The sequence below is a fragment of the Micromonospora sp. NPDC050686 genome (assembly GCF_040654475.1).
Taxonomy (GTDB): domain Bacteria; phylum Actinomycetota; class Actinomycetes; order Mycobacteriales; family Micromonosporaceae; genus Micromonospora.
The window spans coordinates 46252-67577 of sequence record NZ_JBFAID010000039.1 but is presented as its reverse complement, the minus strand read 5'-3'; the positions used below and the strand labels follow the sequence as shown (position 1 = coordinate 67577).

23 protein-coding genes are annotated in these 21326 nt (G+C 75.1%); 12 read left to right on the top strand and 11 right to left on the bottom strand.

The window, feature by feature from the left end; translation table 11 throughout:
• Positions 1-168: 168 nt before the first annotated feature.
• Positions 169-1005: an undecaprenyl-diphosphate phosphatase gene (locus tag AB0H57_RS22770; protein ID WP_357509514.1), complete on the bottom strand. Its 837-nt coding sequence runs from the start codon at positions 1003-1005 to the stop codon at positions 169-171.
• Entirely contained in the window at positions 1002-2054 is a 1053-nt protein-coding gene (locus AB0H57_RS22765; RefSeq protein ID WP_357509512.1) for an LLM class F420-dependent oxidoreductase, read from the bottom strand. The genes AB0H57_RS22770 and AB0H57_RS22765 overlap by 4 nt, the downstream gene beginning before the upstream one ends.
• A 192-nt stretch (positions 2055-2246) precedes the next feature.
• On the opposite strand from AB0H57_RS22765, the gene AB0H57_RS22760 reads away from it, so the two are divergent.
• Positions 2247-3218 carry an aldo/keto reductase gene (locus AB0H57_RS22760; protein ID WP_357509510.1) on the top strand — a complete coding sequence of 324 codons (972 nt, stop codon included), beginning with the start codon at positions 2247-2249 and terminating at the stop codon, positions 3216-3218.
• Between the two features lie 47 nt (positions 3219-3265).
• Positions 3266-3457: a DUF5703 family protein gene (locus AB0H57_RS22755; protein WP_088978732.1), complete on the top strand. Its 192-nt coding sequence runs from the start codon at positions 3266-3268 to the stop codon at positions 3455-3457.
• 64 nt (positions 3458-3521) lie between these two features.
• Here AB0H57_RS22755 and AB0H57_RS22750 read toward each other — a convergent pair whose 3' ends face one another.
• Complete coding sequence (locus AB0H57_RS22750) at positions 3522-4184, bottom strand: hypothetical protein (protein ID WP_357509507.1); 663 nt, start codon at positions 4182-4184, stop codon at positions 3522-3524.
• A gap of 42 nt (positions 4185-4226) precedes the next feature.
• Positions 4227-5555, bottom strand: coding sequence for a M20/M25/M40 family metallo-hydrolase (locus AB0H57_RS22745; protein ID WP_357509505.1), 1329 nt, complete (start codon positions 5553-5555; stop codon positions 4227-4229).
• A gap of 169 nt (positions 5556-5724) precedes the next feature.
• Between AB0H57_RS22745 and AB0H57_RS22740 the strand changes: the two genes are divergently transcribed.
• From AB0H57_RS22740 to AB0H57_RS22730, 3 genes are read left to right on the top strand one after another with little or no spacing between them, the layout of a single operon-like run.
• Positions 5725-6384, top strand: coding sequence for a hemerythrin domain-containing protein (locus tag AB0H57_RS22740; RefSeq protein WP_357509503.1), 660 nt, complete (start codon positions 5725-5727; stop codon positions 6382-6384).
• 40 nt (positions 6385-6424) lie between these two features.
• Positions 6425-7432 carry a LysR family transcriptional regulator gene (locus tag AB0H57_RS22735; protein WP_357509501.1) on the top strand — a complete coding sequence of 336 codons (1008 nt, stop codon included), beginning with the start codon at positions 6425-6427 and terminating at the stop codon, positions 7430-7432.
• Entirely contained in the window at positions 7429-7665 is a 237-nt protein-coding gene (locus AB0H57_RS22730) for a hypothetical protein (RefSeq protein ID WP_357509499.1), read from the top strand. Before AB0H57_RS22735 ends, AB0H57_RS22730 begins: the two co-directional genes overlap by 4 nt.
• A gap of 45 nt (positions 7666-7710) precedes the next feature.
• On the opposite strand, the gene AB0H57_RS22725 is transcribed toward AB0H57_RS22730, so the two are convergent.
• The 3 genes from AB0H57_RS22725 to AB0H57_RS22715 are packed head-to-tail and all read right to left on the bottom strand — an operon-like array spanning position 7711 to position 10785.
• A complete protein-coding gene (locus AB0H57_RS22725) occupies positions 7711-8061 on the bottom strand; it encodes a DUF3140 domain-containing protein (protein WP_357509498.1) in 351 nt (116 codons plus the stop codon).
• Positions 8061-8216, bottom strand: coding sequence for a hypothetical protein (locus tag AB0H57_RS22720; protein WP_357509496.1), 156 nt, complete (start codon positions 8214-8216; stop codon positions 8061-8063). The genes AB0H57_RS22725 and AB0H57_RS22720 overlap by 1 nt, the downstream gene beginning before the upstream one ends.
• 16 nt (positions 8217-8232) lie before the next feature.
• Positions 8233-10785, bottom strand: coding sequence for an ATP-dependent Clp protease ATP-binding subunit (locus tag AB0H57_RS22715; protein ID WP_357509494.1), 2553 nt, complete (start codon positions 10783-10785; stop codon positions 8233-8235).
• A gap of 117 nt (positions 10786-10902) precedes the next feature.
• Between AB0H57_RS22715 and AB0H57_RS22710 the strand changes: the two genes are divergently transcribed.
• The 5 genes from AB0H57_RS22710 to AB0H57_RS22690 all read left to right on the top strand — a co-directional run bounded on the left by AB0H57_RS22710 (position 10903) and on the right by AB0H57_RS22690 (position 16006).
• Positions 10903-11280: a hypothetical protein gene (locus AB0H57_RS22710; RefSeq protein WP_357509492.1), complete on the top strand. Its 378-nt coding sequence runs from the start codon at positions 10903-10905 to the stop codon at positions 11278-11280.
• Between the two features lie 186 nt (positions 11281-11466).
• The gene (locus tag AB0H57_RS22705) at positions 11467-11727 is read left to right on the top strand and encodes a hypothetical protein (RefSeq protein WP_357509490.1); all 261 of its coding nucleotides are present in this window, start codon (positions 11467-11469) and stop codon (positions 11725-11727) included.
• Between the two features lie 10 nt (positions 11728-11737).
• Positions 11738-12676 (top strand): hypothetical protein, encoded by a 939-nt coding sequence (locus AB0H57_RS22700; protein WP_357509488.1) that lies wholly within the window; start codon positions 11738-11740, stop codon positions 12674-12676.
• Complete coding sequence (locus AB0H57_RS22695; protein ID WP_357509486.1) at positions 12669-15341, top strand: FtsK/SpoIIIE domain-containing protein; 2673 nt, start codon at positions 12669-12671, stop codon at positions 15339-15341. Before AB0H57_RS22700 ends, AB0H57_RS22695 begins: the two co-directional genes overlap by 8 nt.
• Positions 15338-16006, top strand: a complete 669-nt coding sequence (locus AB0H57_RS22690; protein WP_357509484.1) for a hypothetical protein — start codon at positions 15338-15340, stop codon at positions 16004-16006. Before AB0H57_RS22695 ends, AB0H57_RS22690 begins: the two co-directional genes overlap by 4 nt.
• Positions 16007-16349: 343 nt before the next feature.
• On the opposite strand, the gene AB0H57_RS22685 is transcribed toward AB0H57_RS22690, so the two are convergent.
• Both AB0H57_RS22685 and AB0H57_RS22680 read right to left on the bottom strand, forming a co-directional pair.
• Complete coding sequence (locus AB0H57_RS22685; RefSeq protein WP_357509482.1) at positions 16350-17621, bottom strand: cupin domain-containing protein; 1272 nt, start codon at positions 17619-17621, stop codon at positions 16350-16352.
• Positions 17622-17631: 10 nt separating this feature from the next.
• Positions 17632-17937 carry a hypothetical protein gene (locus tag AB0H57_RS22680; RefSeq protein ID WP_357509480.1) on the bottom strand — a complete coding sequence of 102 codons (306 nt, stop codon included), beginning with the start codon at positions 17935-17937 and terminating at the stop codon, positions 17632-17634.
• Positions 17938-18134: 197 nt separating this feature from the next.
• Here AB0H57_RS22680 and AB0H57_RS22675 point away from each other — a divergent pair, with 197 nt between their 5' ends.
• Together AB0H57_RS22675 and AB0H57_RS22670 are read left to right on the top strand one after the other, a co-directional pair.
• The gene (locus AB0H57_RS22675; RefSeq protein ID WP_357509478.1) at positions 18135-18884 is read left to right on the top strand and encodes a PIG-L deacetylase family protein; all 750 of its coding nucleotides are present in this window, start codon (positions 18135-18137) and stop codon (positions 18882-18884) included.
• Between the two features lie 8 nt (positions 18885-18892).
• A complete protein-coding gene (locus AB0H57_RS22670) occupies positions 18893-19693 on the top strand; it encodes a DUF72 domain-containing protein (RefSeq protein ID WP_357509476.1) in 801 nt (266 codons plus the stop codon).
• A gap of 6 nt (positions 19694-19699) precedes the next feature.
• On the opposite strand, the gene AB0H57_RS22665 is transcribed toward AB0H57_RS22670, so the two are convergent.
• Positions 19700-20128 (bottom strand): DUF2267 domain-containing protein, encoded by a 429-nt coding sequence (locus AB0H57_RS22665; RefSeq protein WP_357509474.1) that lies wholly within the window; start codon positions 20126-20128, stop codon positions 19700-19702.
• A gap of 299 nt (positions 20129-20427) precedes the next feature.
• Positions 20428-21300: a DUF72 domain-containing protein gene (locus tag AB0H57_RS22660; RefSeq protein ID WP_357509472.1), complete on the bottom strand. Its 873-nt coding sequence runs from the start codon at positions 21298-21300 to the stop codon at positions 20428-20430.
• Between the last annotated feature and the right edge of the window lie 26 nt (positions 21301-21326).

Sequence of the window (21326 nt, the reverse complement as noted above, 5' to 3'; positions counted from 1 at the left end):
ATGCCCCTGACCGCCGCCGCCCAGACCGTACAGGTGTCCGCCTACCCCGACGCGTACGCGCAGTGGGAACAGCAGGCCGCCGACCTCGTCACCCAACACTGGAACAGCTGAGCCAACCCGAAGGCCGGCACCCCGAACCCCGGGGTGCCGGCCTTCGGCACGTCCGGATCAGGTGGCGTTGATCGTGCCGGTGAGCAGCAGGCAGAGCACCAGGGTGCCGAGCGCCACCCGGTACAGCACGAAGATGTACAGGGTGTGGTGGGCGACGTAGCGCAGCAGCCAGGCGATGGCCGCGTAGCCGACCGCGAAGGCGATGATCGTGGCGACGACCATCTGCGCCACGCTCGGCGCGGCGGTGCCCGGCGCGGACGGCTCGAAGACGTCCGGGAGGCTGAACACGCCGGAGATCACCACGGCGGGGATGGCCAGCAGGAACGAGTAGCGGGCCGCGGTCTCCCGGGTGAGGTTGAGAAACAGGCCGACGGTCAGCGTGCCGCCGGAGCGGGAGACACCCGGGACGAGTGCCATGGCCTGGCCCAGACCCATCGCCACGCCGTCGCGCATCCGGAAGTTCTCCAGCGTGCGGGTCTGCCGCCCCCAGTACTCGGCGAAGGCGAGCACCAGGGCAAAGAAGATCAACGTGAAGGAGATCAGGTACAGGTTCCGGCCGGCGGTGCGGATCTGGTCCTTGAAGATCAGCCCGAGGATCCCGATCGGGATGGTGCCGACGATGACATACCAGCCCATCCGGTAGTCGAGGCTGGAGCGCACCGAGCGGTCGACCAGGCCCAGACACCAGGTACGGATGATCCGCCAGATGTCCTTGAAGAAGTAGATCAGCACGGCCGCCTCGGTGCCCAGCTGGGTGACGGCGGTGAACGACGCCCCGGCGTCCCGGCGGAAGAAGATCGCCGAGGTGATCCGCAGGTGCCCCGAGGAGGAGACCGGCAGGAACTCGGTCAGGCCCTGGACGATGCCCAGGACGATGGCCTCGACCCAGGTCACTCGCCCACCCCGGACAGCTCGAGGGCCTCGGCCACGGTACGCAGGGTCTGCACGCCGCTGTCCCGGTCGGCGACGAACAGGGTCACCGACAGGGTGGTCACGCCGGCGGCGGCGTACTCCCGCATCCGGTCGGCGATGCGCTCCTTCGGCCCGAGCAGCGAGGTGCGGTCGATGAACTCCATCGGTACGGCCGCGGCGGCGTCGCGCTGCCGCTTGGCCAGGTAGAGGTCCTGCACCTCGCGGGCGGCGTCGCCGTAGCCCATCCGGGTGGCGAGCTGGTTGTAGAAGTTCTGCTGCCGGCTGCCCATGCCGCCGACGTAGAGCGCGGCGTACCAGCGGACCAGTTCGGCGCAGGAGGCGATGTCGTCGCCCACCACGACCGGCACCGAGGGCACCACGTCGAAGCCGGCCAGTTCCTTGCCCACCCTGGCCCGGCCCGCGCGGACGGGGGCGAGCTGCTCCTCGGCGAACTCGGGGGCGTAGAAGACGGCCAGCCAGCCGTCGGCGACCTCGCCGGCCAGCTCCAGGTTCTTCGGGCCGACCGCGGCGAGGTAGATCGGGATGTGCTCGCGGGGCGGGTGGAAGCCCAGCCGCAGCGCCTTGCCGGGGCCGTCGGGCAGCGGCAGGGTGTAGTGCTCGCCGTCGTACGCGACCTCCTTGCGGGCCACGGCGAGCTTCACGATGTCCACGTACTCGCGGGTCCGGGCGAGCGGCTTGGCGAACCGTACGCCGTGCCAGCCCTCGGAGACCTGCGGGCCGGACACCCCCAGGCCGAGCCGGAACCGGCCGCCGGAGAGGGCGTCGATCGTCGCCGCGGTCATCGCGGTCATCGCCGGGGTCCGGGCGGGGATCTGCATCACCGCGCTGCCCACGTCGATCCGCTCGGTCTGCCCGGCCATCCAGGCGAGCATGCTCGGCGAGTCGGAGCCGTACGCCTCCGCCGCCCACACCACCGAGTAGCCGAGTCGGTCCGCCTCCTGCGCCAGAGCCAGGTGATCCGCCGGCGTGCTCCACGCCGTCTGGTATCCGAGGCTGAGCCCGAGTCGCACTGGTCCTCCCCCATCCGCACCACAGGTCGCATCAGGTTACGCAATGCCGGGCGTGGGCCCGACCACCGCCTCGCCCGCGATGCGTCACAGCGGTGCCGAGCCCCGGGACAGCCGCGTTCGTCGGCGGGTCGGGCAGGAACTTGACTCCAGGCGAGGATGTCCGGGACGGCGGGTTCGAAATAAGGTTCACCCATGCAACAGCGACCGCTCGGCCGAAGCGGGCTGGCGGTTTCGCGGCTCGCGCTCGGCACCATGACCTGGGGCCGGGACACCGACGCCGACGATGCGGCCGCCCAGCTGAAGAGTTACCTCGACGCGGGTGGCAACCTGATCGACACCGCCGACGTGTACGGCGACGGTGACGCCGAGTCGGTGCTCGGCTCGCTGCTCGGCGCCCTGGTGCCCCGCGACGAGCTGCTGATCGCCACCAAGGCCGGGTTGCGGCCGGGCAGCGGGCGGCGGCGGGACAACTCCCGGGGGCACCTGCTGCGCACCCTGGACGCTTCGCTGCGCCGGCTCGGCACCGACCACGTGGACCTGTGGCAGGTGCACGGGTACGACCCGGACACCCCGCTGGAGGAGACCCTGTCGGCGCTGGACCACGCGGTGGCCAGCGGCCGGGTCCGCTACGTCGGGGTGTCGAACTTCTCCGGCTGGCAGACCGCCCGCGCTGCCGCCTGGCAGGCCGCCTGGCCGGGCCGCGCCCCGGTGGTCGCCGCACAGGTGGAGTACTCGCTGCTGGAGCGGGGCGTCGAGCGCGAGGTGCTGCCCGCCTGCGAGGCGCTCGGGCTGGGCCTGCTGCCCTGGTCGCCGCTGGGCCGCGGGGTGCTCACCGGGAAGTACCGGCACGGCCGCCCTGCCGACTCCCGGGCCGCGTCGCCGCACTTCGAGCGCTTCGTCGCCACGTACCTGGAGCCGCGCTGCTCCAGCATCGTCGAGGCGGTCGTCACCGCCGCCGGCGGGCTGGGCGTGTCGCCGCTGGAGGTGGCGCTGGCCTGGGTCCGGGACCGGCCCGGGGTGACCGCGCCGATCCTCGGCGCCCGCACGGTGGGTCAGCTGCTGGGCGCGTTGCAGGTGGAGCGGATGACCCTGCCGGCGGAGATCACCACCGCGCTGGACGACGTCTCCGCACTCCCGGTCGGTTACCCGGAACGCGACGGCTGAGCCACCGGGGGTGGCGGACGGCCGTCCGGCTGGGCAGCATAGGGCATATGGACTACGAATACGCGCCGCTGCGGTTGCCGCCGAACGTAGACCGGTTGACCGCCGCGGCGCAGCTGGCGATCCAGGCGGAGTTCTCCGGGTGGGAGCTGGCCCGGGTGCGGCTGTTCCGGGACGGGACGCGGCAGGTGGTGCTGCGCCGGCGCCGGGTCGCCCAGCCGCAGCCGGGCCTGTCGTACTGACCCGGGCGCACCGCCGCGTCGGGGTCGGACCGGTCCGGCCCGACCCCGACGCCGGTGCCGGCTGTCAGTGGGCGTGCCCGGCGTGGTCGTGCTCCTCGTCGGCCTCCAGGTACGGGTGCTCGTCGAGCCGGCCGACGAGCCGGTCGTCGGCGGCCGGCTGGAACGGGCCCACCGGGTCGTCGTCGTCGAACGACTCCAGGTCGACCGGGGTGCCGACCTCGCTGACCATCACCACGCCGTCCAGCGGCTCCAGCTCCGGCACGTCGAGCGCGGACAGCGAGCCGTCGCCGCTCTGCAGCAGCTCCAGCACCGCCTCGCCGACCCCCTCGACGGGCGCCGGCTCGTCTCCCTCCGGGGTGCCCTCGCGGCGGGCCGCCTCGGCCACCCGGATCAGCCCGGCGACGCTGGGTACGCGGTAGTCGCGGCGCTGCCGCACCGAGATCACCCGCGGGTGCGGGTCGGACGCCTCCACGCCCTCGGCGCCGGCGAAGCGCTCGTCGGCCTCGTCCGGGTCGATCGACTCGACGTCCCAGGGGGTCACCTCGCCGAAGGCGTCGAGCAGCTGCTCGTCGTAGGCGAAGGAGGCGTTGTTCAACGCGACGTACGCCTGCCAGACGTCGTCGTCGTCGACCCGGCCCTCGGCGGCGCGGACGGCGGCCAGGTGGTGGCGGGCGGCTTCGATCACGCGCTCGAGGGCAGCGTCCAGCTCACCGTGCTGGTCGGTCATGTGAGGCAGTCCCTTCGCGATGGGGGGAGGGTCTTGGTCCGGTCAGCAGTTGCGGAGAAACCGGTCGAGAACCCGCACGCCGAACTGTAGCCCGTCCACCGGTACCCGCTCGTCGATGCCGTGGAACAGGGCGGAGAAATTGAGGTCGGCGGGCAGCCGCAGCGGCGCGAAGCCGAAGCAGCGGATGCCGAGCTGGGAGAACGCCTTGGCGTCGGTGCCGCCGGAGAGCATGTACGGCACCGGCCGGGCGCCCGGGTCCTCGGCGCGCAGCGCCGCCGACATCGCGGCCACCAGGTCACCGTCGAAGGTGGTCTCCAGGGCGGGCTGGCGCTGGACGTACTCGATGTCGATGTCCGGACCGACCAGCTCCCGCAGCTGCGCCTCCAGCATCGCCGACTGGCCGGGCAGGCTGCGGCAGTCGATGGTCGCGGTGGCCCGGCCGGGAATGACGTTGTCCTTGTAGCCGGCGGCGAGCCGGGTCGGGTTGGCGGTGCTGCGGATGGTGGCGCCGACGATGTTGGCGATCGGCCCCAGCTTGGCGATGGCCGTCTCCGGGTCGTCCGGGTCGATGTCGATGCCGAGCACGTTGGAGACCTCGGCCAGGAACGCGCGGACGGTGGCGGTGACCGTCACCGGGAAGCGGTGCCGCCCGACCCGGGCCACCGCCTCCGCCAGCGCGGTGACCGCGTTGTCGTCGTGGACGAACGAGCCGTGGCCGGGGCGGCCCCTGGCGTGCAGGCGCAGCCAGTCGATGCCCTTCTCGGCGGTCTCGATGAGATAGAGCCGGGTGGCATCGTTGACCGAGTAGGAGAAGCCGCCGACCTCGCCGATCGCCTCGGTGCAGCCGTCGAAGAGGTGCGGGTGCCGTTCCACCAGGAAGCGCGCGCCGTAGTCGCTGCCGGCCTCCTCGTCGGCGGTGTACGCCAACACGATGTCGCGGGGCGGGCGGACGCCGGTGCGCTGCCAGTGCCGGACCACGGCCAGCACCATCGCGTCGAAGTCCTTCATGTCGATCGCGCCCCGGCCCCACAGGTAGCCGTCGCGCAGCTCGCCGGAGAACGGGTGCACCGACCACTCGTCGGCGTCGGCCGGCACCACGTCGAGGTGGCCGTGCACGAGCAGCGCGTCCCGGCCCGGGTCGGTGCCCGGGATGCGGGCGACCAGGTTGGTCCGGCCCGGCGCCGACTCGTGCAGTTCGGCAGTCACGCCGACCTCGGCGAGCTTCTCCGCGACGTACTCGGCCGCCCGGCGCTCGCCGACGCTGGTGGCGTTGTCCCCGGTGTTGGTGGTGTCGATGCGCAGCAGGTCCCGGCAGAGGTCGACGACCTCGTCGGTGGGGTCGGGTCGGGCGGGGGCGGCGTCGCTCGTCATCCGTTCTTCATACCAGCCGGCGTGGCGGCCGCGCCGCCGCGGGCGGCCGCCGCTCGGCGCCCGGGGCGGCGTGGCGTTTCGCGCGGGCGGCGGGCGGGTACCGGCGGTGGCGTCCGCGCACCGCGCACCGGGCCCGCGTCCGGGCGGATCGCCAGTCGAGGAGGGCGCCATGTCCGTACCCCTGCCGCCGCTGCCGCCGGCCGCGGACGACGCCTACCGGCCCGGTGGCCGGAGCCTGGCGGACCTGGTGGACCGGGAGCACCGGCAACTGCTGGAGCTGTGCGCGGAGCTGACCACAGTGGGCCTCGACCCGGCGCGCGGGCGGCGGGTGCTGGACGTGCTCACCGCCGCGCTGTCCCGGCACCTGTCCGCCGAGGAGCAGTACCTCTTCCCCGCCGCCCGGGCGGCGGTGCCGGCAAGCGCCGAGCTGGTCGACCGGGAGATCGAGGCCGACGGCGCGCTGCTCGGCGCGCTGAAGGCGCTCGGTGGGCCGGACGACCCGGCGCTGGCCGAGGTGGCCGACCGGGTGCGCCGGCACGTCGGCCGGGTGGCCGCGCTGGTCGTCCCGTTGCGGGAGGTGGCCACCGACGCGGAGCTGATCCGGCTGGGCAACCGGTGGGAGATCGCCGAGGAGGCCGCGCCGACCCGGCCGCATCCGGGCACCCCGGCGACCCCGCCGTGGAACCGGATCGTCGAGCCGGCCGTGGGGGTGGTGGACAAGGTCCGGGACGTGGTGAGCGGCCGGCGTACCCGGCTGTCGGACCTGGACCGGCCGGCGCGCGGCCGACCCGGGCCGGCCGGGCCGAAAGACATCGGAGACCGCCGATAGGTCCCTTCCGCCGATCGCTGCGTGGTCCTACCGTCACGGTATGAATCTGGAGCTGCGACACCTGCGGGTGGTGTGCGCGATCGCGGAGACCGGGAGCGTGACCAAGGCGGCGTCGAGCCTCGGCCTGGCGCAGCCGGCGCTCACCGCTCAGCTCCAGCGGATCGAACGCACGCTCGGCGGGGCGTTGTTCGAGCGGGATCGCCGGGGCGCCCGGCCGACCGCGCTGGGTGAGCTGGTGCTGGCCCGGGCCCGGGTGCTGCTGCCGGCGATGAAAGGGCTGCAGGACGAGGCGGCCCGGCTGGCCGGCGCCACGGACACCCCCACCCGCTACCGGTTCGGCGGGGTGAACAGCCCGATCCTGGGCCGGCTGGTGCACCGGCTGGGCGCCGAGCAGCCGCAGGCGCAGATCACCACGTACGCCTCCTGGTCGGTGGACGAGCTGGCCCACCTGGTGGCCGGCAGCCGGCTGGACTTCGCGCTGGTCGGGGCGTGCGGCGACACCACGCCGGCGGCGGCGTTCGGGTTGCGCTGGCGGGAGGTGGCCGTGGACCCGGTGCTGGTGCTGCTGCCGCAGACCCACCCGCTGGCCGGGCGCAGCGAGGTGCGCCTGGTGGACCTGCGCCGGGAGCGGTGGGTGGCGGCCCCCGGCGACGGCTGCTTCGGTGACTGCTTCGCCGCCGCCTGCGCCCGCGCCGGTTTCACCCCCCGCGCGGTGTACGAGACGGACGTGCGCGGCGGGGTGGACCTGGTGGAGGCCGGCGCGGCGGTGGCGCTGTGCCAGGCCACCTTCCGGCCGCTGGCCGGCCTGGTCACCCGCCGGCTGGCCGGTACGCCGCTGCGCTGGCGGCTGCTGCTGGGCTGGCACCCGGACTCGCCGGCGGCGCGGTACGCCGAGCCGGTGCTGGAGACCGCGGTGGCCGCGTACACCGATTCGCTCGCCGCGCACCCGGCCTATCTGTCCTGGCTGCTGGGCAACCCGGACTTCGGGGTGCGGCCGGCGCGGGACGGGGGTGCGAACCGCCCGGTGACGGGTATCAGGCCAGCATGACCGATCTCTACCCGGCCGCCGACGAGCGGGAACTGCTGCGCCAGGCCGCCGCCACGCACACCACCGCCTCCCGGGACGTGGAGTCCTTCCTGCGCCGGCTGCCGGAGGTGCCCGACCCGGCCGATGTGGCCGAGTACGCGAACCTGCTCAGCCGGGAGGAGCGGGCGCGGGCCGACCGGCAGGCCGCCGCGGACGCCGCCGGCCTGCGACTGGACAGCCTGGAATCGGAGTAGCGCGCGGCCCCGTCCGGGCAACCGGGCGGGGCCGCACGCGGCGGGTCAGCGTTCCACGAGTACGTCGTGGCCCAGGTCGAGCAGGGAGTGCCGCCACTCGTCGTCGGCGTTGCCCCGGCTCGGCCGCGCCTCGGTCAACGCCCGGATCCGGTCCACGGCGTCCCGCATCACCTCGATGTCCTCCGGGGTGAGGTCCACCTTGCGCTTGCTCAGCACCCGCAGGATCCGCCGGCCCGGCTCCGGCAGGTCCAGGTCCGGGTTCGCCCCGAACGCCTCCTCCCCCGAGCCGCGGGTGAGCAGCCACTGCCGCAGCTGCTCGGAGGGGACGTTGACCTCGGCGTGGAAGTCCTCCCAGATGACCTCGACCTCGGGGTCGAGCCGCTGCTCCCGTACCATCACGCCTCCTCTTCCGGCGGCCCGGCGGGCGCCGGTTCACCGTCGTCCGGTTGCTGATTCAGGCCCTCCGGCGGCACCCGCACCCGCGCCGGGTTCGCCGTCGGCGGCGCCACGATCGGTTCGGTCCGCTCGTCGCTCTCCTCGGGGTCCCGCATGGCCGACCGCCTCCTGTCACCTCGGATGGGACGTGGTGGCCGCGCGGTAGCCGCGCTCCCCGGCGGACACGTCGAAGGTGAGCTGCCCGTCCCGGGCGTCGACGGTGACCCGCTGCCCGGAGTTCACGGCGTTCTCCAGCAGCATCCGGGACAGCCGGTTGTCGAGTTCCCGCTGGATGGTGCGGCGCAGCGGCCGGGCGCCGAACTCCGGCTGGTAGCCGTGTTCGGCCAGCCAGTCGACGGCGGCGGTGGTCAGCTCCACCTCGACGTCCTGGGCGTGCAGCCGGCGGCGGGTCTCCTCCAGCAGCAGCTCGGTGATCTGGCGCAGCTGCTGCTGCTCCAGCCGGCGGAAGATGATCACCTCGTCGATCCGGTTGAGGAACTCCGGGCGGAAGTTCTCCTGGAGGCGGCGCATCAACCGCTCGCGCAGTTCGTCGGTCTCCCGGTCCCCGCCGGGTTCACCGGCCCCGAAGCCGACCGCGCGCTGGCTGCCGGTGATCAGCTCCGAGCCCAGGTTGCTCGTCATGATCAGGACGGTGTTCTTGAAGTTGACCGTGCGGCCCTGGCTGTCGGTGAGCCGGCCGTCGTCGAGCACCTGGAGCAGGACGTTGAACACGTCGGGATGGGCCTTCTCGATCTCGTCCAGCAGCACCACCGCGTACGGGCGGCGGCGCACCGCCTCGGTCAGCTGGCCGGCCTCCTCATAGCCGACGTAGCCGGGCGGCGCCCCGACCAGCCGGGCGACGGTGTGCCGTTCCTGGAACTCGCTCATGTCCAGCCGGACCATCCGGTCCGCCTCGCCGAACAGCGCCTCCGCCAGGGCCCGGGCCAGTTCGGTCTTGCCGACGCCGGTGGGGCCGAGGAACAGGAAGCTGCCCATCGGCCGGTTCGGGTCGGCCAGCCCGGTACGCGAGCGGCGGACCGCCTCGGCGACCGCGGTCACCGCGTCGTCCTGCCCGATCACCTTCTCGTGCAGGTGGCCCTCCAGCCGCAGCAGCCGGTCCCGCTCCTCCTCGGTGAGCTGGTTGACCGGGATGCCGGTGGCCCGGGAGACCACCTCGGCGATCTCCCGCGGCCCGACCGAGGGCACCTGGCCGTCGCCCTCGTCGCCGCGGGCGCGGCGGATCTGCTCCTCCAGCTCGGCGATCCGGTCGCGCAGGGTGGATGCCTTCTCGTACTGCTCGTCGGCGACCGCCTGCTCCTTGTCCCGGCGTACGTCGTCGAGCTGCTGTTCCAGCTCCCGCACGTCGGCGGCGGGGGTGCGGGTGCGCAGCCGGATCCGGGCGCCGGCCTGGTCGATCAGGTCGATCGCCTTGTCCGGCAGGTACCGGTCGGTGACGTACCGGTCGGAGAGTTCGGCCGCGGCGACCAGCGCCTCGTCGGTGAACCGGACCTGGTGGTGCGCCTCGTAGCGGTCGCGCAGGCCGCGCAGGATGGCCACGGTGTCCTCGACGTTGGGCTCGGGCACGAAGACCGACTGGAACCGGCGGGCCAGGGCGGCGTCCTTCTCGATGCTGCGGCGGTACTCGTCCAGCGTGGTCGCGCCGATCACCCGCAGCTCGCCGCGGGCCAGCGCCGGCTTGAGCATGTTGGAGGCGTCCATGCCGCCCTCGCTGCCGGCACCGCCCGCGCCGACCAGGGTGTGGATCTCGTCCAGGAAGATGATCAGCTCGTCCCGGTGCGCCCGGATCTCGTCGATCACCTTCTTCAGGCGTTCCTCGAAGTCGCCCCGGTAGCGGGTACCGGCGACCAGGCCGGCCAGGTCCAACTGGACGACCCGCTTGCCGAGCAGGGTCTGCGGCACGTCGCCGTCGCAGATCCGCTCGGCGAGCCCCTCCACGATGGCGGTCTTGCCGACGCCGGCCTCACCGATCAGCACCGGGTTGTTCTTGGTCCGCCGGGACAGGATCTCCACGGCCTGTTCGATCTCGTCGGCCCGGCCGATCACCGGGTCGATCTGGTCCATCCGGGCCAGGTCGGTGAGGTCCTGACCGTACTGGTCGAGGGTGGGGGTGCCGCGGTCCGGCCGCGGGGCGGACATCTGGCCGCGCTCGGCGCCGGCGGCCTGCAACGACTCGGGCTGGATCCGCCCGGCGGCCAGCATCCGCCCGGCCGGCGACTCGGGGTTCAGCGGCAACGCCATCAGGATGTGCTCCGGGCCGATGTAGTTCGCGCCCATCGCCCGGGAGAGCTGGTGGGCGTCGAGCAACGCCCGCTTGGCCGCCGGGGTGAGCGACAGGTTCGGCGGCACCTCGCCCCGGGGCGCGCCCTCGCCCCGGCCACCGAGCGCGTTGACCAGCGTGTCCGGGTCCGCGCCGGCGCGCCGCACCAGGTCGCGCAGCGGCTCGCGTTGCAGGGCCGCCCAGAGCAGGTGGTCGGTGTCCAGGTCGTTGCTGTGCCGCTGCGCCGCACGGCGGGCCGCGTCCGCCAGCATCTCCCGCGCGTCGGCGGTCATCAGCCGGGTGATGTCGACCCGGTGCGCCGGTCGGCGGCCGCCCTCGCCCCGGCCGAAGTACCGGGCCAGGAACTCGTCCCACGGGTCGGAGCCGAAGTCGCCGGGTCCCATCATGTCTGTCCTCCGCTGTCAGGCGCTGGCACGGTCGCCGGAAACGACACCGCGGGCGCGGCACGGTCGCCGGTGGCTACCCGGCGGTCCCGGCGACAAACGCGGTGGCAGGCTGTGGGGGTGGACCGCAGACCGCTGCTGATCGTCGACGGCGCCAACGTGGTGGGCTCCCGCCCGGACGGCTGGTGGCGGGACCGGGCCGGGGCCGCCGCGCGGCTGCGCGACGGCCTGGCCCCGCTGGCCGGGCGGGGTCTGCCGCCGGAGCTGCCCGGCCCGGTCGAGGTGGTGCTGGTGGTGGAGGGGGCCGCCCGGCACGTGCCCGAGGTGCCCGACGTCGGCGTGGTCTCCGCGCCGGGTTCCGGCGACGACACCATCGTCGAGCTGGTCGCCGCGGCTGGGGACCGGCGCCGGGCGGTGGTCACGGCGGACCGGGAACTGCGGCGGCGGGTGGCCGCGCTGGGGGCCGAGGTGTACGGGCCGCGCCGGGTCCGGCCCTGACCGGTGGTCCCGTGGCCGGGACCGGACGCGCCACCGGTGGGACCGGCGCCCCGGACGTGAGAGGCTCTTCGCGCACGTCAGCGCGGTAACCGGACACCGGGGCAGGAACGCGGGCAGGGCGGATGTTCGCTGCCCGACCGGCATGGGATGTAATGGAGATCTCTCCCCGCCCCCAGGAGGTCCGCCGTGGCGAGCGTCGCCGAGCTGAAGGCAGCCATCGACATAGCCCTCCAACAGATCGGGGACGGCCAGACAGCGGTGCAGGCGGCCGGCGAGAAGCTCGCCGAGGCCCAGCAGACCCTCGCCGGGGCGCTCGAGGGCAGCGGGCACGAGACGGTGGAGGCGGCCCAGTCGTCGCTCACCCAGGCCAGCCAGGAGCTGGAGGAGTGCCTCGCCGCGACGCTCGTCGCGGTCGAGCAGGCGCAGCTGTACGTGTCCACCCTGTAGAGGCCCACCCGTGTCCATCATCGAGGACGTCGGCGCCCAGGTGCGCGCCGCCGCCGAAGAGCTGCCCCTCGCGCAGCTGACCCAGGCGTTGGAGAAGTTCGGCCAGGCCACCGAGCGGCTGCGCTGGGTGCGCCAGGAGTCCGCCAACCCGATGGGGGTGCCGGAGCTCTCCGCGGCCACCGAGCACGCGGAGACCGCCGGCTACGCGCTGCGCGTCGCCCAGGAGCAGCTGGCCGCGTACCTGGCCGCGATCGGCCTGGCCGGTGACGGCGCGCCCCCGCCCCGGCAGGGGGACCGGCAGCAGCGCCACGACCGGGCCGGCGGCGCGCCGCCGGCCGCCGCGCCGGCACCACCGGAGCAGGCCACCGACCCGGCCGTACGCCGGTGGTGGGCGGTGCGGGTGGCCGAGCTGACCGGTGGGCGGGAGGGGCCGCCCGACGAGCCGGACGAGCGGATCGACGACTCCCGGGAGCTGCTGCGGCGGGTGGCCGCCGGGGTCCGGTCCGGCGACCGGGACCGGCTGCACCGGGAGCTGCGCCGGGCGCACGCCGACGTCGGCCTCGGCCTGGCCGCGGTGGCCCCGCCGGTGCTGCGCCAGTTCGCCACCGAACTGCTCGGCCACCCGCCTCGCGCGGAGGACCTGGGGCGGCTGCGCGCCGCGCTGGACGGCCGGGTCCGGGACCTGCTGCCCGGGCTGCCACCGCCGGCGCTGGAGACCCTGCTGACCCGGATCTGCCGGATGCCGCCGCCGGCCCGCTCCGGCGAACCGCCGCACGCGGCCGACTCGGCGGTCACCGCCGGGGTGGTGACCGGCCTGCTCGCCGCCCGGCTGGGCCGGGAGATACCCGCCGCCGAGCCGGACCCGGGCGGGACCGCCGCCAACGGCACCGGGACCAGCGCCAACGGCGCCGGCCGGCGACCGGAGGGGAACGGCGGACGACGTGGCTGACCTGCGCGCACAGCTCGTGTCGCGGGTTCGGGGCATGCTCGCCGAGGCCCTCGGCGCCACCCGTACCCGATCGGCCGCCGCCGGCACCGAGCTGACCTCGGCCCGCGAGCGGCTGGGGCGGGTGCGCCGGGCCGCGGCGGCGGTGCCGGCGCGGGTCGGCGCGCAGCGCGACCGGCGGCTGGCGGAGATCGACGACCGGCACGCCGCCCGCCTCACGGACCTGGCCCGCCGCGCGGCGGCCGCCGCCGCGCGGGAGGCGCCGGGCGCGGCCTCCGCCGGCTGGGACGGCTGGGTGGCCACCCCCGCCGGGCGGGGTGAGCCGCCGGGCGCGGTCCGCGTCGGCACCGTCCGCATCGACGACGCCGAGCCGGTCCCCGCGCTGGTCCCGCTGCTGGACGCCGGGCACGTGCAGCTGACCGGCGGCGACGCCCGGGGGTACGCCGCGGTGGTGCCCGCGCTGCTGCTGCGCAGCGTCGGCCGGGCCGACCCGGGCGCGGTGCGGCTGGTCGGCTACGACCCGGAGCACCTCGGCGGCGGCCTGGCCGGCTTCGCCCCGCTGGGCACCGCCGGGCTGCTCACCTTCGTCGGACCGGGCGGGCTGGGCCGGCTGCTCGACGATCTGGTGGAGCAGATCCGCCGGATCAACGAGACCGTCCTGGCCGGCGAGTACCGCACGCTGCGGGAGCTGGCCGCCGCCACCGGCCGGCGGCCGGAGCCGTGGCGGGTGGCGGTGCTGCTCGGCGGGGACGAGCCGTCCCGGCACGAGCGTGGCCAGCTGGACCGGGTGGTCCGCACCGGCGCGGCGTGCGGGGTGCACCTGGTGGTCCGCGGCATCGAGCTGCCCGACGACCCGACGGTGACCCGGGTACGGGTGGACGCCGAACAGGCGGTCGTCGGCGGGCTGCCGGTGGTGCTGGACGAGGCACCGCCGGCCGCGCTGGTCACCGAGACCTGCCGGGCGATCGCCTCCCGGGTCAACGCCGGCCCGCCGCCGACGCCCTTCGCCGACCTGCTGCCGCCGCCCGACCAGATGTGGCGGGAGGACTCGGCCACCGGGCTGGTCGCCCCGATCGGGGAGGGCCCGCACGGCCGGCCGGTGCTGCTCACCCTGGGCGACTACCCGCCGCACGCGCTGATCGGCGGCCCCTCCGGCACCGGCAAGACCAACCTGATCTTCGCCTGGATCGGGGCGCTCGCCGCCCGCTACTCCCCCGCCGAGCTGGAGTTCTATCTGCTGGACTTCAAGGAGGGCGTGTCCTTCGCCCGGTTCGCGCAGGGCCGGCGGGACCCGAGCTGGCTGCCGCACATGCGGCTGGTCGGGATCAACGTCAACACCGACCGGGAGTTCGGGCTGGCCCTGCTGCGCTTCCTCGCCGAGGAGCTGCGCCGCCGCGCGGACGCGGCCAAGAAGCACGAGGTCACCAAGCTGGCCGAGCTACGCGCCGTCGACCCGGACGGGCACTGGCCGCGGATCGTCGCGGTGGTGGACGAGTTCCAGGCGTTGCTGGCCGGCCGGGACGTGGTCGCCCGGGAGGCCGCCGACCTGCTGGAGGACCTGGCCCGGCGCGGCCGGTCGCAGGGCATCCACCTGGTGCTCGCCTCGCAGGACGTACGCGGGATCGAGGCGCTGTGGGGGCGGCCGGCGCTGGTCGCCCAGTTCACCCTGCGGATCGCGCTACCGAAGGCGCTGCGCATCCTCGCCGAGCGCAACGACGCCGCCCAGTCGCTGCCCCGGCACCACGCCGTGGTCAACGCCGAGTCCGGGCTGATCGAGGGGAACCAGGTGGCCCGGATCCCGTCCGCCAGCGACTGGGAGAGCTGGAGCGGCCTGCAGCACCGGTTGTGGCGGATGCGCCCGCAAAAGGCCGCGCCGGCCCGGCTCTTCGACGGCGAGGCCATTCCCCGGCTGGCCGAGGCGCCGGACTTCCGGGCGCTGGCCGAGCCGGAGACCGGGGTGCCCCGCAGCCCGGTGGCGCTGCTCGGCGAGATCATCGACGTGCAGGCCCGCTCGGCGGCGCTGCGGCTGCCCCGGGCGCCCGGGCGCAACCTGGCGGTGCTGGGCACCCGGGTGGACGAGGCGTGCGCGGTGCTGGACGCCGCCGCCCGGTCCCTGGCCCGCCAGCACCGCCCCGGCACCGTCCGGTTCTCCATCGCCTGCCTCGACCCGGACGCCGACCCGGCCGCCCGCGAGCTCTACGCCGACCTGGCCGGCGACGCCGCCTGGTACGACGAGGAGACGCTGCCGGAGCTGATGGCCGAGGTGGGCGACGGGCTGGGCGCCCCGGGCACCCCGAGCCCCCCGCACTACCTGCTGCTGTACGCCGTCGACGCGGCGGCGGGGCAGCTGGCCGGGCGGGCCGGGCGGCGGACCGGCCTGGAGCAGCTGCGCCGGATCCTGCACGACGGGCCGGAACGGCGTACCCACGTGCTGGCCTGGTGGCGGGGGGTGGCCCGGATGCGGGCCGACCTGGGCGGGCCGGCGGCGCGCACCGACCAGATCGGGGCGTGGGTGGCGCTGGACGTGCAGGGCGCCGAGCTGGGCTCGTCGCTCTACCCGGGCACCGGCGGCCCGGACTGGTATCCCCGCCCCTGGCGGGGGCTCTTCTTCGACCGGGCGGTGCACCGCACCGGACAGGTGATCATCCCCTATGGTCCCTCCCGATGAACGAACCGGAGACCGGTGAGACGTACGCGGCCCAGGTGCGGCGGCTGGCCGAGCTGACCGCCCGGGTGGCCCAGCAGCGCGCGGAGGCGCACACCTGGTACGCCCGGCAGTGCGCGGCCGCCGAGCGGGCTGTCGCCGACGCCGAGGAGCAGGTGCGGCGGGCGGAGGCGGAGCTGACCGCCGCCCGGGAGTTGCAGGAACGGGTGGACGGCGAGGTGGCCCACCTCTGGCAGCAGCTGCGCGGCCGGCTGGGGGTGGGCGCGCGGCGGCTGGGTGACCCGCCCGGCCCGGCCCGGGACGCGGCCGGTGACCCGGTGCCGCTGCTGCGCGGCGTCCAGGAGCTGCTGGACCGGGCCCGTCAGCCCGGGGAACTGCCCGGCTCGACCAACCCGGTGCTGGCGCTGTGCGGGGTGGCCGGCGCAGTCGTCGCGTACGCCCTGGGGGCGGGCGCCCGCGCGCTCGGCCTGGGCTACGGGGGCGACCTGGCGGTGGGGCTGCCGGTGCTGGCGCTGGTGGTGACGCTGCTCGGGCCGCCGCTGGGCCTGGCGCCGGCGAAGCTGGTCGCGGACCGGCGGCACGCCGTCCTCGGCCCCCGCCCGATCTTCGTGGTCCTGGTCGCCGGCCTGGCCACCACGATCCTGCTGCTCACTCTCCTCCCGCGCTGACCCCCAACAACCCGTTCCCCTCCTCCGCCGGCCCGCGCCGGCCGGCGAGCTGCCCGCCCCGCCGGCGGCCGGTGCGCGTGCAGATCTGGCGCGCGGGTCGGACCCAGGTGCCGCGGATCGCCGTGGGCTGCCGAGGAGTCGAGCTCGGCGGCGGCCAGGGCGACGACCGTGCCGGGTGGAGACCGGAACGAGCGTGATACCCGAGAGGTATGGATATACCTGAGAGGTATCACGCTCGCGTCGGCGGACGCCGCGTAGGTGGCCCGGCGGCGGCGCGGCCGGCCGGGCCCACGCGGCGGCCGGGCCCACGCGGCGGCCAACCCAGCGCCGCGAGCCCGGCCGGTCAGGCGGGTACGGCGACGGCCTCCTTGAGCAGGCGGCGGGCCAGCGTGACCCGGTCGGCGTCGTCGTCCAGGCCGGGCAGGTCGCCGACCCGGACGGGCTCACCGGCGAGCAGGCGGCGCAGCGCCGGCTCGCACTGGCTGGGCAGGGTCAGGGTGCGGTCGGACAGCCGCAGCGCGACCTTCCCGTCGCCGGTGGCGATGAGCTGCCACCGCAGCCCGCCGCGCGGGGCGATCCGGGTGCCGGCCTCCACGGTGGCCAGCGCGGCGGCCTGGGCCAGCGGCCGGATCGGCGCCGGGCGGGCGGCCGGCCAGGCCCGCTGGCGCAGCCCGGCGGCCACCGCCGCCGGATCGGCGCGCAGCAGCCAGTCGCGCAACGCCTCCACCGTCTCCGTCAGCTCCGGCTCGATCGCGTCAGGGTCGGCGACGTCGGTGCCGAACGGCAACCCGGCCCGCAGCCGGGGATCCTCGGCGGCGAGCGCGAGCAGCTCCTCCACCAGGGCGTACCGGGTCAACGCGCGCACGCCCACGGTCAGGTGCAGCGAGCTGGACTCCTGCGCCTGCGCGCTGTGCAGCCAGCCCCGGGGCAGATAGAGCGCGTCGCCCGGTTCGAGGACCACGTCCAGCGCGGCGGGCCCGGAGGCGGTGGCGGAGACCTCGTCGGCCCGGCCGCCCCACGGCTGCCGCTCCAGCGGGTCGGGCAGCACCGGCCGGTGGATCCGCCAGTGCTTGCGGCCGTCGACCTGGAGCACGAAGACGTCGTGGGTGTCGTAGTGGGTGGCGAAGCCCTGGCTGCCGGCCGGGGTCAGGTAGGCGTTGACCTGCAACGGCTGGGTCAGCGCGGTGCCCAGGTCGCGGGCGAAGTCGACAAGCGCCGGCCAGGTGCGGTGCAGGCCCTGCAGGACCAGGGTGGCGCCGTCGGCGTAGAGCTGGAGGATCTTCTCGTCGAGGACCTGGTCGCCGATCTCGGCACCGGCGCCACCGCCGCCGGTCCAGCGCGCCGCCGGCACCAGCTGGCCGTCCTTGGCCACCCGCAGGAACGGGGTACGCAGGCCGCGGCGGCTGAGCAGCTCGTCGGCGTCGGCGGGGCTGAGCAGGTCGGTGAAGCCGGCCGGGTCGGGCAGCTCCCCGGCGCGGGAGAGCAGTGGCTCCCGGCCCCAGTACGCGGCCGCGAACTTGGCCGGCTCGACGCTGACGCACCGGGCGAGCGCCGCGCCGGCGGAGGACGGAACCGCCGGGCGGCCGTGGCCGCCCGGCGGGTCGACGATCGTCATGACGGGTCGGTCAGCCGGCGCTGCCGTCGGCGCCACCGTCGCGCTGGCCGGGGGTCGCGCCGCCGTCGGCCGGGCCCTCGGCACCACCGTCGGCGCCGCCGTCCTGCCGACCCGGGGTCGCGCCGCCGTCGGCCGGGCCCTCGGCACCACCGTCGGCGCCGCCGTCCTGCTGACCCGGGGTCGCGCCGCCGTCGGCCGGACCCTCGGCACCACCGTCGGCGCCGCCGTCCTGCCGACCCGCGGTCGCACCACCGTCCGCCGGACCCTCGGGGCCGCCGCCGCTGGTGGTCTGGATGTCGTCGTCGTTCAGTGCCATCGGTGCTCCCTCGGGTGTGCCGCCCCGCCGTCTGTCGGGGTTCCTGGTGCAGCGGGTGGTACCCCACGCGCGATCTTCTCTAACCACACCGTAGACGGCCCGGCCAGGCCGTACGGACGGTTCACCAACGGTTCCCGCCCGGCACGCCGGCGGCGCCGGTGACAGGATGGACGCGGCTGGCGACAGGGAGGTCGGAGATGGCGCGACCGCAGGGCGAGCGGCTGGAGCCGCTCACCGAACAGTGGCAGCGAGGGCTGGCCGTGGTGGCCCACCCCGACGACCTGGAGTTCGGCGCGGCGGCGGCCGTGGCTCGCTGGACCGGGCAGGGCAAGCAGCTCGTCTACTGCCTGGTCACCAGCGGCGAGGCGGGCATCGACGGGATGTCGCCGGAGCGGACCCGGCCGCTGCGGGAGGAGGAGCAGCGGGTCGCCGCCGGCCTGGTCGGCGTGACCGAGGTGGAGTTCCTCGGGCTGCCCGACGGCGTCCTGGAGTACGGCGTGCCGCTGCGCCGCGCCATCGCCGAGGCGGTCCGCCGGCACCGCCCCGAGGTGGTCATCACCAACAACTTCCGGGACACCTGGGACGGGGTGTACGCGCTGAACCAGGCCGACCACATCGCCACCGGGCGGGCCACCCTCGACGCGGTCCGCGACGCCGGCAACCGTTGGGTCTTCCCCGAGCAGCTCACCGGCGGGGTCCAGGCGTGGAACGGGGTACGCCAGGTCTGGGCGGCCGGCTCACCGCTGGCCCGGCACGCCGTGGACGTCACGGCCACCTTCGACCGGGGGCTGGCCTCGCTGCGCGCGCACGGGGCGTACCTGAGCGGGCTGGGCGACGGCGGATTCGACCCGGCGGAGTTCCTGGAGGGGCTGGCCCGCCCGGCCGGCACCCGACTGGGCGTCCGGTACGGCGCCGCGTTCGAGGTGTTCCACCTCGACCTGAGCTGAGGGCCGCGATGATCGTGCTGGGCACCTCCGGCTGGCAGTACCGGGACTGGCGGGACCGGTTCTATCCGGCGAAGCTGCCGCAACGGCTCTGGCTGGAGCACTACGCCGCCCGGTTCGCCACGGTGGAGGTGAACAACGCCTTCTACCGGCTGCCCGAGCGGGACACCTTCGCCGCCTGGCGGGCGCGGACCCCGGACGACTTCTGCCTGGCGGTGAAGATGAGCCGCTATCTCACCCACATCAAGCGGCTGCGCGAGCCGGCCGAGCCGGTGGCGCGGTTCCTCGACCGGGCCACCGCGCTGGGCGACCGGCTCGGACCGGTGCTGGTGCAGCTCCCGCCGAACCTGCGCTCCGACCCGGACGCCCTGGCCGCGACGCTGCGGCTCTTCCCCGCCGAGGTGCGGGTGGCGGTGGAGCCCCGGCATCCGAGCTGGTGGTGCGACGCCACCCGGCGGGTGCTGGAGCGGCACCGGGCGGCGCTGGTGTGGGCGGACCGCGGCAGCCGCCCGATCACCCCGCTGTGGCGCACCACCGACTTCGGCTACCTGCGGCTGCACGAGGGCCGGGCCCGGCCCTGGCCCCGCTACGGCCGGGCCGCGCTGGCCGGCTGGGTCCGCCGGCTCGCGGCCGCGTTCGACCCGGCCGAGCCCGCGTACGCCTACTTCAACAACGACCCGGGCGGCGCGGCGATCGTCGACGCGGTGGCCTTCGCCGGGCTGGCCCGGCGGGCCGGGCACCGGGTCACCCGGACCCCCCGGGACGCCGACGGCCCGCCCCCGTTGAACGGGAGCGGACCGGTTTCCGGCTGACCCGCCTCAGGCCATCATCCGGCCCAGGTCGGCGGGCATGTTGTCGGTCACGTCGTCCCACTCGCCCTGGGTGACGTGCCGGCGCATGGTCTCCAGCACCACCTGCACCACCCGCTGCGGGCCGCCCTCCACGTCGTACGGGAAGCCCTGGCGGACCTCGTAGAGGAAGTCGTCCCGGTTCAGCTTGATCGGCACGTTCTCCGGCTGCCAGCCGTCGAAGTAGATGCCCCGGACGAGCACCGGCAACTGCTGGGCGAACTCGACGCTCTCCGGCACCGGCATCCGGTCCCGCAGCAGGTGCAGGACGGTGCGCAACGCCGCGTACGACTGGTTGCGCTGCTCCTTCGGCCAACCGTAGGCGTCCTCGATGTCCTTCAGGATCAGGTTGGTCTTGTCCAGCGAGGACTCGAACGCCGAAATCAGCTGCTCAGCCATCTGCCCACCCCCGTCTGTCGGTTTCCCACCGTCGGTCGTCGGCGCGCCGCGGCGGACCCGAAGGGCCTCGCCACAGCCGGGTCGGATGCACCCGGTTGGGTCGGGCCGGCCGGCGCGAGTCGCCGCCGGAGCCGACGACGTGCAGCACGGCGCCCCGCCGTGGGTCCGCCACCACCCGAACCGCCATCACAGCCACCTCCGTACCCTCTCCGCGGCCGGACCGGCCGCACGCACCGTTCCATCCTGCGCGGGCCCCGGGTGAGGCGGCCTCACCCCGGACGGGTGAACCGGTGGCGGGTTCAGCCGGCGTCGAGCAGGCCGGCGAGGGTCGCGGCGTTGGTCTGCGCATAGTCCCGATAGCAGTTGTTCATGAGCACGTGCGTCCGTTCGGTCTCCCCGGCCAGCTCGCGCAGCTTCGGCGCCCAGTCCCGCAACTCCCGGTCGGAGTAGCGGTAGCCGAACTTCTCGTGGATGTCCTTGCTGGTCCACTTGTCGCTGTGCCCGTGGAAGCGGACCACCGCCAGGTCGGCGGTGGCCGCGAGCACCGGCGGCACCGACGAGCGGTGCCCCTGCGGCATGTCCACGCAGACGAACGGCAGCTCGTGCCGGCGTAGGAAGGCCAGCGTCTCCTCCTGGTTCGCCCCGTCGAACCAGGAGGCGTGCCGGAACTCGAAGACCGGGCGCAGCGGGGCGCACCGCTTCGCCACCTCGACCAGGTAGTCCTTGTGGTCGCGGCGGATGCCCCACCAGGGCGGGAACTGGAACAGCAGGGCGCCGAGCCGACCCGCCCCGACCAGCGGGTCGAGCGCGGACAGGAAGCGCGTCCAGACCTCCTCGTACGCCTGGCGCGACAGGTCGTCCGGGTAGACGATCTTCTTGTCGGTGTCCGGGCGGAGGTCCTTGTAGAGCGAGCTCACCCGGGTCGGGTGCCCGGTGAGCAGGCTGAACGCCTTGACGTTGAAGGTGAAGCCGGCCGGGGTGCGGTCCACCCACAGCTGCGCCGTCCGCTCGGCGGGCGGCGAGTAGTAGGTGGCGTCCACCTCGACCAGCGGGAACTGCCGGGCGTAGTACGCCAGCCGCTTCTCCGGGTTGTCCGCCGTCTGCGGGTACCAGCCGGAGTCGAGCAGGGTCCGGTCGGTCCACGAGGCGGTGCCCACCTTGATCTCACCCATCTGTGGAGTCCACCGCGCCGACGCCC